Below are 10,679 nucleotides of genomic sequence, written 5' to 3' on the forward strand. Positions count from 1 at the left end.
AGTAATGGGTGTGATTGAGAGTGACTAATCTATATGAAAAATTTAAAAGCTGGTTTTAGTAAAGAGGAAGTGAAACGAATTAATGAGAATGCCATTGAATATGATCTTTGGTGGCGTCCAGAAGCACAGCTTCTAAAGGTAAGACAAGGTGCAAGCCCATTCGACACAGTCGTACAGTTACTTACTTTAATTGATAGAGGGTTATGGCAGCCTTCTACAGAACTACTAGGAGACTTAATCGATTCCCCTCAAATAAAAAGCAAGTTTTCGGAATGGGTAGAGGCAGATATAGAGAATGGCTGGCTACCTATCTACTATAATCGAAACATACAAAGCCAAGTTGTGGATAACCTAGAATCGCTTGAACTTAAGACTACACTAGATCAAGTGTATAAAAATCTCAATGTTCAAACTCAGTTTGATGATGCTATTTTGACTTCTGGTGATAATATGGGTTGGTTTCCAACTAATATGGAGAACTATAAAAGTCGTTGGATTGATCCAGTTAACACGCCAGAGCTAGATAGCAAGCTTGTTGATCAGATCAATGAAGCTATAACGCTTCAAGCAAATTACAACGATGGGCGAGGATATCGCATCGGACAATGGCTTTATCTACTGCTGGCTGAAAAACAGTTTGGGAAGATGATATTGAAGGATATCCCGTTTCACTAGACTATGCTAAGAACTATTCTAGACTTGGACAGTTTTGTGACCTTCGTCCGTTACAATTTATGGAGTCTGACTTCATCAAAGAGGGTAACCCTCCCAATCCTAAGACACTTATTCAATAGAATTAAGCTGCATGGTTTAGTTTCTGTATTGGCGTAAAGCCGCCATTGCCCATATTAGGACGCTCATAATTATAGTAATACAACCCATCCTCTGCTTGCTGACGGACTTGATCTAAATCCGTAAACAACTCTTGGTTTAACCAATCATAGCGCATGGTTCTGTTATAGCGTTCAACATAAGCGTTTTGCTGTGGATTGCCAGGCTCAATGTAACTGATAGTGATGCCTTGTTCTATTGCCCATTCTCTGAGTGCACGACTGATGTACTCAGGACTATTATCACATCTGACTTGATTAGGCTTACCTCGACATTCAATCAGCTGGTTCAAGCTGCGTATGACTCTTTGAGCGGGTAGTGAAAAATCAATCTCGACCGTGAGTGCTTCACGGTTATAATCATCAATCATATTGAACAGTCTAAAGCCACGGCCGTCAGTTAGAGCATCATGCATAAAGTCCATACTCCAGCTTTGATTGGGTTTTACAGGTATAGCAAGTGGCACGGGTTTGGCACGCTTAATACGGCGACGATGCTTGATTCTAAGGTTCAATTCAAGCTCACGGTAAATACGATACACACGCTTATGGTTGTAGGGCAGCCCCAGTACATTACGCAAAGTCATAAAGCACAATCCAAAGCCCCAGTTCTTGTTCTGGGTGGTCAGCTCTATCAGTCGCTCAGCTATTTGACGGTTCTCATCAGACGCAACAGACTGATGGTAATAACAGGTCACGCTGATGTTAAAAATCAAGCAAGCACGGCGGATACTGATGCCATACTCTCTAATGTAGTGACAAGCCATCTCACGGCGCCCAAGCGGCGCTACCACTTTTTTGTCATGGCATCCTGTAGGATGTCGGATTTAAGACATTCATCAGCGTACATCTTCTTTAAGCGAGCATTTCCAATCTCAAGCTCTTTAAGACGAGTGATAAGCGTGGCATCCATACCGCCATATTTAGAACGCTAGTTGTAGAAGGTGCTTTGTCCGATGTTATGCTCACGGCACAAGTCAGCGATAGGGACGCCTTGTTCTGCCTGTTTTAAGATGTTGACGATCTGATTATCAGTAAAGCGTGTTTTTTTCATAGGATTCTCCTGCTCATATATTTTAGCAATTAATCTCTATTTTTAGGTGTTCTTATTTATTGGGTGGATTACCACTCATACGTCATGTAATGTTGTAAGTGGTCAGCGGAAATTTAAACTACAGTTATTCTCCGATTAAAAATATAAATGCACGTAACGATAAATTCTCGAATTTATCTATTATTTTCTAGATATTAGTTGTCAACCATTTCCTAGTCATTTGTTTATGTTACTATTCCCTTTTTGTAAGTTACAGCTTGTAATTCAAGGTTTGGACTACTGTCTTGGGTGTTGTGGGCGTAAATTTTTATTATCAAATCGAGCTAACTTTAATTTGGATTTAATAGATTAAATTATGTAGCTTTCAATCTTTTATTTAGTGGGGTAGGTGGTATTGATGGATTGGCTCAAAATAGCTCAATTTGTGCAAGAATTTTATATATTTCCTTTAGTAATTGTAGCTTTTGTTGCTTACGTTGGTGTTCGATTTGTCTTAAATTATATAAATCCCGCAAAACTCCTAAATAGTAAGCTATAGTCAGTTCAAAATAAAAGTGTTATGGCTAGGGCAAATATCATAAAACAATTTAGATGAGTTATTTTGCATCCAGCCCTGGCGTAGAAACTTCACCTGTGCCCATTTTTTCTCGATAAGGTTCAGGTCAGGACTGTACGGCGGCAGCCATAAAATACGATGGCCATGTCTGTTCAGTAGCTTTTGCATGCATTTGTTCTTATGAAATCGAGCACTATCCATGACTATCACGCATTTGGTTTTAAGACTTGGGATCAGCGTGTGTTTGCACCAGTAGTAGAATGTGATGCTGTTAATATTGTGCTCAAAGTAATCTAGGGCAAACAGCATCTTTTCATAGAGAGCACCGATGACGTTAGTTCGCTTTTTTGCTTGCCAGTTGTAGCGATCAATACAAGGTTTGCCTATCGGTGCATAGCCGTAAGGACGAATGGTTTCAGCCTCAAAGCCACTTTCATCCATATATACAATGGGGTAGCCTTGGTGCGTAAAGCTTTCCAGCTTACCTTGATAAGTCGCTCTTTTTATCGGGCACGCTTTTGGATGCTCCAGTGTCTTTTTTTTGACTGATGCCAAGACGCTTTAAGGCGTGATAAATACCTGTTTTACTACAGTTTAAACGACGTGCTCGCTCATACTGGTAATCATCAGGATGTTCTTTGACGTCATTAAGTAGCACGTCATCTGGTATTTTATAGGGCTTAGTTTGCCTTGTTGTTTTACTATGAACACGTCTCTTCCAGTTTTGTATGGTGGTTGGGCTGAGATTGTAGAATTCAGCCGCTTGAACAAAGGTCATACCCTCATCTAAACTTTTTAGTACTTGTCTACGAAAATCTAGTGAGTAAGTCATGGTCTTTATAATAACAATTGGATTTGATAATTAGTTTATAACACTTTTAAGTGGGTTTTACTATAGCACAGTTGGCTAGTGATTTAGAAAATTTGAATTTGGATTCAAATTTTGACAAAGACCTATTAGATACAAAGTTTGAAGGTAATACTTCATTAAAACAGGCATAGTTAAATTATAAAAAAACCTTCCATGATATTCATGAAGTGATAGACGGTGAAAGTGTTATAGCTCACTCACGGGCAACAGTGCCAAGTGAAATGTTTTTCACGGAATCCATCGTGGTATACATTCCGTTAAAAGTAGATTTTTATAAGCACTTATCCGGTATGATTACCGGTGTTGGTATTATTGAACCGCCCCGGTATTGTCGGAGACTCAACATTCTGAGAGAATACGACAATGACAAGACAAACCTACACTCCTGAGATTAAAGAACGCGCCGTCCGCATGCTGATTGAAGCGTCGAGCGACTATCCTTCTACATGGTCAGCCATTCAAGCCATTGCCCCTAAGGTTGGGTGTACGCCTGAAACCCTACGATCATGGCATAAAAAACACATCGATCAAACTATTCCTGCAAATGTTCAGGCTCAAAGTCAAGAGCAGCGTATTAAGGATCTTGAGCGCGAGAACAGAGAGCTCAAGCAAGCCAACGAGATCATACGTAAGGCTGCGGCTTTTTTCGCTTAGGCGAGGCTCGGCCGCCCATACAAGTAATGGTCAACTTCATTGATGACTATAGAGGTAGTTATGGGGTCGAGCTGATCTGTAGAGTCCTACCGATTGCCCCGTCAACTTATTATCGTGCTCAAGACTTAAGCGACAAACCACACAAGCGTTCACTACGCAGTCAGCATGACGACTTTTACATCGGTGAGATTAAACGTATTTGGCAGGTCAGCAAATGCCGTTACGGTGTGCGTAAAGTCTGGCAGCAGATGAAAGCTGATGGGTTAAAGATTGCTCGGTGTACCATAGAGCGATTAATGAGACAGCATGGCTTACAAGGTGTCTCGCGTGGTAAGGGCAAGATTACCACCAACAGCCGTGACGACCAGCAGCGCGCTGATGACTTGGTCAATCGCAACTTCAAGGCGCATCGTCCTAACCAGCTTTGGGTAGCGGACTTCACCTACATCAAGACAACGAGCGGCTGGGTATATACTGCTTTTGTTATTGATGTGTTTGCTCGCGCTATTGTGGGCTGGAAAGTTTCTAATCGCATGAACACCGATATGGTAATGGCGGCATTGAACCAAGCAATAGCAGACAGAAACAATTCCAAAGACGTGATTCATCATAGTGATCGAGGCGTTCAGTATTTATCCATTCGCTACACTGAGAGGATGACAGACTGTGGCGTGATTGCTTCGGTCGGTACTACAGGCGATTCATACGACAATGCCTTGGCTGAAACGGTCAATGGGCTGTACAAGGCTGAGGTGATTCATTATTTAAAGCAGAACTGGACTGGCGCCAACGATGTTGAACTGGCAACCCTTGAGTGGGTAGATTGGTTCAATAAAACACGATTGCATAGCACGATTGGTTATGTCTCGCCTTTTGAGTTTGAAAAGCGGTATTATGATAACTTAACCCTGTCAGGTATTGCTGCCTGACTCAAGTAAATCACTCTCCGATATACTCGGGGCAGTTCAATAAGTCGTTAATACTGAGCTGCCTTCCTTAAATGTGGGCTTAACGTAGTATCATAAAAAAACCTGCAAGAGCAGGCTTTTAAAAGGTAGAATAAAGATATAAATTTTCTATACCGTATCGTCTTATAAACTCATAGAGCTTGATCAAATCAGATATCTCAACATCACCTAATTGGTGTAGCGGATCGTCCTTATCTAAATCATCAACATTTTTTAGAGTAGTCAGTGTTGGATATTTCTCAAATATATAGCTAACCGCTTTTGGGTTTAGCTTCGAAAGTAAATAACCACTATGTTCGTCATAAGCAACGGTTTCACCTATATCAATTGGAATATCAATTATACTCGTAAGCTCAAGCATCGTGATGACATCAAACCAAATTTCTTCAAATTTAAACTCATGCTCTTCTTTTGGATAATACTTAATTTTCTTGAAATCTGGTTCAAAAATAACTGTATCTCCAATCATAGTAAACCTCCTTAGTGATGATTTCTATGAGCATAAAATAAACTACATTATTATGCCGTCGATCTGACTGACTAGCCCTTTGATAACTTCTATATCAACTCCAGTTTCCTTAGCAATCAATTCAGCGTTGTATAATAGTGCTGTAGTCTCGTCAGGATGATTTGATGGGTTTATTAACCAAGTTAACTCAGTGGGAAAATTTAAGTTATCAATTTGTGTTACAACCTTTGAAGGGTTAATAATAGTAAAAAAAGGCCACTTAGCAAATTTTATACTTGATATGTCTGCGTTAAAAAAACGACAAAGATGCATATTAGCATTGCTAAAGTCGCAATTTTTAACCAGTCCATGGTGTTCGTTTTCGTCTTGATCAGAGCGCCCGCCCAAATCACATCCTAAAAAATTTCCTTTAAAAGTCACATTGTTGAAAGAGATACTGTGCTCTTGCCAGTTCTTTAGCTGCTTTTTTGTATAAAATGTGCCACCAGTCATTTCAGCATCTAAAAATAGTATATTTCTAGCAGTTTGCTTATTGATAACGACACAATCAACGAGTTTTAAATTTGGTCCTAGAAATATACAGTTGTTACTTTCAAGAATAATTTCTTCGTCAATTATTGTCTTGTTACTGAACTTTTCCATACGATTTACCTTTTTAACTCTAGAAAGTTAACATTCGCCAAATGAAATCAGGCATACGCTCTACATGCGTACGCATATTAGAATCTGTGCCAGACATAACATCATATTTTATACCAGTTTTTGTATCAGTGACATCAATGCCCTTACCACTCCAATTGAGATGTTTCAAATCTTGAGTTCGCGCAGCCTCACTTTTTACCTTTTTCTCTACATATCTACCTTTTGCTTGCGCCCGCAACAGATTCGCCTGTGCATAATTTTTCTCAGAAAAAGCTTTATCAATAGAAGCTTTCTCATTTGGGCTGAGTTTACTATTGTTCCATGTTGCGGCGTGTTTTTTGACTAAAGCTTGTAATTTATCGCCAATCATATCGTCAATAGGAATTAGTGATTGATTTACTCCTTTCGGTAGCGACCAATAACCACCGTTAGCTTCGTCTATAATGATTCTATTTCCTTCAATACCTTTGGCGCGATAAGTTCTAAATGTACTTAGTTTTCTAACAAAAGTTAACTTAGTCTTGTTAAATCCTGTACCTGCTGGTTTCGCTGTATCGAATATCTTAACGATGGGCTGCGCACCCTTTTCAGTAGGCTCTAATATCTGCACCACATTGAAACTAACTTTATCTTTATCAACCACACATCCTGAACTTACGGTATTGGCCGCTAATAGTATAACTGCAAATGGTCTCCCTGCTGGAATACTACCTTTGCAATTACCAAAGACTGTCTTCACTAGATCATCATAAAAAGCTTTTGCCCTAGTAGATGTAATTTTTTTGTCTTCAAAGTAACCCGTTTTATGATATCGACTGAGCTGATCTACCAAATAGTCATCCATATTATCAGGCCAATCAACTTTTTCCTTACCTTTATTCGGTGAAAGATAAAAGAAATTGAGCTTCCCATCAGTTCTAGTAACAGCAAAGTTACTATCTTTGTTGTTTCTGATAATAAAATCAGGTTTTACGCCAAAAATAGTATTTCCGAAAGTATTAAATACACTATTAAGTTTATCCGAGTATCCTGGTCCTCTTGTAATTGGACTAGAAACTGCAACAGTATAAGGTTTGTTTATAACGCTTTTTAAGGTTTTAAATGCACCAATGACAGGCTTAAGACCTATATTTTTAATTCTCTGAACTTGACTATCACTTAACTTAGGCAAACCCAAGGTGTCTGGTAAGGTCTTGAATAGCTTTGATAGCTTAGAGGCTCCCGCAGCTCCGGTTAAGCCAATTCCTGCATTTACAGCACTAACTATAGCACCTCGTAACTGTTCAGCAGCATCAAATAATTGTCCATAATTACACGAGGTCAATAATAGTTTTCCTATATTAACCACAGCTTTTATTAGATCCCATGCTGCTGTCCCTAGAAAATATGCAGCCACACCTAGCATAGCAGCATCTGCCAACCATCCTACTGGCGTAGCCTGAATAATTGCAAAAGCTACAAAAATACCTGCTGTTGTCGCTATAGTTTTAGTATCACTAACTAAAGCTAAAAGCTCATTTCTAATGTCAGTAGCAAGTAAATATTTACCATTTTTATCTTTGCCTTGAACTGCAGTTCTTACAATAACTTCAAATTTATCTTGAGCACTTCCTTTAAAAACCTCACTTCTTTTATGTTCTTCAGGAGCCAACCCATCAGGATCACTCACACTGTGTGGCTGATTTAACGCAAAGGCGAATAGATCAGGCCCTGCGGCTAGTCCTAACGGATCAGGGGTAAGATACTGCTGGTTCAAGGCATCATAATAGCGGTTGGTGTTGTAGTGTAGTCCGCTTTCACTATCGTAGTACTGGTTCGATAAGCGCAAGTTTAGCTCAAAGCTGCTGTTAGCATTGATGTTGGCATAGCCAAAGTCTTCATTGTCCGCTTGCCATACCAGTTTACTGATGCTGTCGGTGACCGCTATTGGCGCGTTTCTATGGTCGGTGTGAATGTAATACAGATCACCTTGCTGAAGAATGGCAATCGGCGTGTCATTTAGCCAAACGTACTGTTTTAGATTATCTGCCTTTTTTCCTGATGCGTCTGTTGTTTCAGCAACAAGCTGATTGCCATCATAGAAATAATAGGTGGTTTTGGTAGTACTGCCTTGATTATTGTAGGTTATTTTAGCGATACGCTGGTTAAAGGTGTTGTAGCGATAGACGGCTATTGGGATAAGCTTACCGCTCTCATCAGTGGCACTGATTTTAGTTAAGCGGTTCTGGCTGTCGTACTCGTAGTGCTGATCGCCTTGATTTATGGTTCTGCCCCATTCGTCCGTCTCAGGGGTTTGGCTGATTTGTTCGATGATGTCGTTTTGTGGGGCAAGTAACGGCTCAGGGTTTTGATCGTACAGCACTTGATCAAGCACGGTACGGACTTGCTGACTGATGGCGCTTTGAGGGTTGATGGCATCCCCCATCTGAGCGCTTGCGGTTTGAGTGACTTGTTCAGGCTCTCGCTGCTTTTGATTGGGATCGTAGTTCAGGGCAGTTTGTCCGACTTTAGGATTGCCTGCTAAGACTATGCGGCCGTTTTTATCCTTTTGTACTAGGTTACTGATGCCGTTACCAAAGTTAAAGCGCTGCACCAAGCTGGTGTCATTGTCTGAATTAAGACCCGTGATAATAGGTTTGTCCCAGATGCCTTTTAGATAAATGCCGTTTAGAACCCCAACCTTTTTCTTATCATTGCCATTGTAGGTGTATTCAATAACGTTGCCATCAGGTAGAGTTTTGGACTGGACTCGGCCTTGATCGTCATAGCTATAGTTGAGGGTGAAGCTTTGCTGATCGACTTGCTGGGTATGAGTGAGCAATTGCGCGTTGTTATTGTAGCTAAAGCTCTCGAAGCCTGTCGGATAGGTGACTTTGACAGGTTTGTTTTGTTTGCCCCATGTAATGCGATGCTGCTCGGTGCTACCATCGGTTGCTGATACGGTAATGCCAGTAACACGTCCAATGCTATCGCGCTGATAGGTTTGTGCGTTTAGTGGTGATTGACTACCGATAAGTAAGCTATTTTGGTTATATTGATAAGTGCTGATGCCTGTAGTAGGACTATTCACTGCCACTATGTTGCCAAAGTCATCAGCAGTATAGGTAGTGATAAGTCCTTGAGCGTCGGTTTGTTCTATCTGCGCCTGTACAAACGCAGGAGCTTGATTTAATAGTGCACCAAGCTTTTGATAAGGGCTAATAGCGATATCGGGTCGAGCACTATTACCTTGATCTCCTTCAGCGATGGCTTGAATACTAGCTAATAGGTCTTGTTTACTAGCAGCGTCTAGAGTCTCAAACGCGGTTTGCTGCTCGACTTTGCCATCGACTAACAAGTTAGCAGCAGTAAGATTGCCCTCAGTATCACGAGTGAGATCAATTTGCGCTTGTTTACCATCGCTCATGCCAATGATTTGTCCACTTGCGTCATACTGGTAGTTCAGTATCTGACCTAGGGGATCGGTGATTTGCTGTATTCTACCTAAAGGATCATAGTTTATTTGACTGACTTGTCCCGCTTGATCGCTTTGGGTGACTTGACCTTGCGCATTGTACTGATATTTATTTATTGTGCCATCGATATTAAGTAGAGTGACGACTCGGCCTTGAGTATCGTAACTCATGGCCTGAGTTAGACCCTCAGGGTAGCTGATCAAGGTGAGCTGATTCTGCTGGTCGTATTGATAGCGAGTTGTGTCTTGATTACCTTCTAGAGGACCATCAACCGATGTTAGCTGTTGTTTACCATTAATCTTTTTATATTGATAGGTGGTCGTTCTACTAATAGGCTGCACTTGACGGGTTGCTGTTGCAGGCTGATAGCCCATTTCAGTCATACTAATGATATTACCGCTATTATCGTAGCTCAGCTTAGTTTGTGAGGTTCTACCTTCTACCACACTGGGTCGGCTAATAGCGGTTGGCTGTGTAGGAAGGCTTAGATCATCGTAATTATAAGTGAGCCATGTTTGTTGATTTTGCTCATTGGTTTGGATAACTTTGGTAATACGCCCTTTATCATCATACACAGTAGAAGTAGAGGAGAGAGTTTGTCCTTGTGCGTTAAGCTGATTGGTCTTAGTGACACGTCCAGCATTATCATACTCGTAGCTAACATTGGCAGGACCACAAGTTAAACAACTTGGACCTATCACAGATAATAGCTGTGCTTCATCGTTAGTATAACGATAGCGGTAGTCGGTTGTCTCTCCAACACTATTGGTAATACGATTGGTAAAGATATGCCCAGCTTGAGTAGGTAGGATAGTATTTGAATCATAAGCAACGCTAACTTTCTCTATACCGTCTTTATGAGAAGAGCTAATAGCGCGATCATAAGCATCGTATTGCCACTGCGTAATAAGCCGAGCCTTTGCATTATCATCGTAACTAAGCTTAGCAGTGAGGTTGTGCTTATCAAAAGGGTCTTGATATAGATAGCCCGTTCTAACGGCAGTGGGTGAGACCACTTGAGCCAGATTGTTGTTTTGATCTAATAGATAGACCCATCTACCTTTATTGGCTTTTTTTTGGCTGCTACTGGTAATACTGATCTTAGGTAGACCATTTGCTGTGGTCTCATAAGCGAACTTAAGAGTATCGCCTGTATGATTGCGTACTTGAGCCAGGGTGT

General features: G+C 40.8%; 7 protein-coding genes, 1 pseudogene and 1 other annotated feature. Of the genes and pseudogenes, 2 read left to right on the plus strand and 6 right to left on the minus strand.

Going from position 1 to position 10,679, the window contains the following annotated elements; all coding sequences use genetic code 11:
* Nucleotides 1–69: 69 nt before the first annotated feature.
* Nucleotides 70–675, plus strand: a complete 606-nt coding sequence (locus ACT3RN_RS12090; RefSeq protein ID WP_444518678.1) for a hypothetical protein — start codon at nt 70–72, stop codon at nt 673–675.
* A gap of 121 nt (nt 676–796) precedes the next feature.
* Here the strand turns inward: ACT3RN_RS12090 and ACT3RN_RS12095 are convergent.
* The 3 genes and pseudogenes from ACT3RN_RS12095 to ACT3RN_RS12105 form a co-directional block, all read right to left on the minus strand.
* Nucleotides 797–1,884, minus strand: a pseudogene (locus ACT3RN_RS12095) (IS3 family transposase).
* A gap of 538 nt (nt 1,885–2,422) precedes the next feature.
* Nucleotides 2,423–2,995, minus strand: a complete 573-nt coding sequence (locus ACT3RN_RS12100; protein WP_444518679.1) for an IS630 family transposase — start codon at nt 2,993–2,995, stop codon at nt 2,423–2,425.
* Nucleotides 2,922–3,272, minus strand: a complete 351-nt coding sequence (locus ACT3RN_RS12105) for an IS630 transposase-related protein (protein ID WP_444518680.1) — start codon at nt 3,270–3,272, stop codon at nt 2,922–2,924. The genes ACT3RN_RS12100 and ACT3RN_RS12105 overlap by 74 nt, the downstream gene beginning before the upstream one ends.
* 402 nt (nt 3,273–3,674) lie before the next feature.
* Here ACT3RN_RS12105 and ACT3RN_RS12110 point away from each other — a divergent pair.
* A protein-coding gene (locus ACT3RN_RS12110; RefSeq protein WP_444518681.1) for an IS3 family transposase occupies nt 3,675–4,894 on the plus strand; the annotation gives its coding sequence in 2 pieces (ribosomal slippage) (nt 3,675–3,963 and nt 3,963–4,894; 1,221 coding nt in all).
* Nucleotides 3,950–4,066, plus strand: a sequence feature (AL1L pseudoknot). It overlaps the preceding gene by 117 nt.
* A 118-nt stretch (nt 4,895–5,012) precedes the next feature.
* On the opposite strand, the gene ACT3RN_RS12115 is transcribed toward ACT3RN_RS12110, so the two are convergent.
* From ACT3RN_RS12115 to ACT3RN_RS12125, 3 genes are all read right to left on the minus strand, one after another.
* Entirely contained in the window at nt 5,013–5,402 is a 390-nt protein-coding gene (locus ACT3RN_RS12115) for a hypothetical protein (RefSeq protein ID WP_444518682.1), read from the minus strand.
* Nucleotides 5,403–5,444: 42 nt separating this feature from the next.
* Nucleotides 5,445–6,044: a hypothetical protein gene (locus ACT3RN_RS12120; protein ID WP_444518683.1), complete on the minus strand. Its 600-nt coding sequence runs from the start codon at nt 6,042–6,044 to the stop codon at nt 5,445–5,447.
* Nucleotides 6,045–6,063: 19 nt separating this feature from the next.
* A partial coding sequence (locus ACT3RN_RS12125) for an RHS repeat-associated core domain-containing protein (protein WP_444518684.1) occupies nt 6,064–10,679 on the minus strand: 4,616 nt, incomplete at its 5' end.

The sequence above is a fragment of the Psychrobacter sp. AOP5-GZ1-6 genome (genome assembly GCF_052376345.1).
In the GTDB taxonomy this organism is placed as follows: Bacteria; Pseudomonadota; Gammaproteobacteria; order Pseudomonadales; family Moraxellaceae; genus Psychrobacter.

What these genes read in the sequence shown, in the direction of transcription:
- ACT3RN_RS12105 (WP_444518680.1), bottom strand. Translation starts at nt 3,272, where the DNA reads ATGACTTACTCACTAGATTTTCGTAGACAAGTACTAAAAAGTTTAGAT.
- ACT3RN_RS12115 (WP_444518682.1), bottom strand. Translation starts at nt 5,402, where the DNA reads ATGATTGGAGATACAGTTATTTTTGAACCAGATTTCAAGAAAATTAAG.
- ACT3RN_RS12120 (WP_444518683.1), bottom strand. Translation starts at nt 6,044, where the DNA reads ATGGAAAAGTTCAGTAACAAGACAATAATTGACGAAGAAATTATTCTT.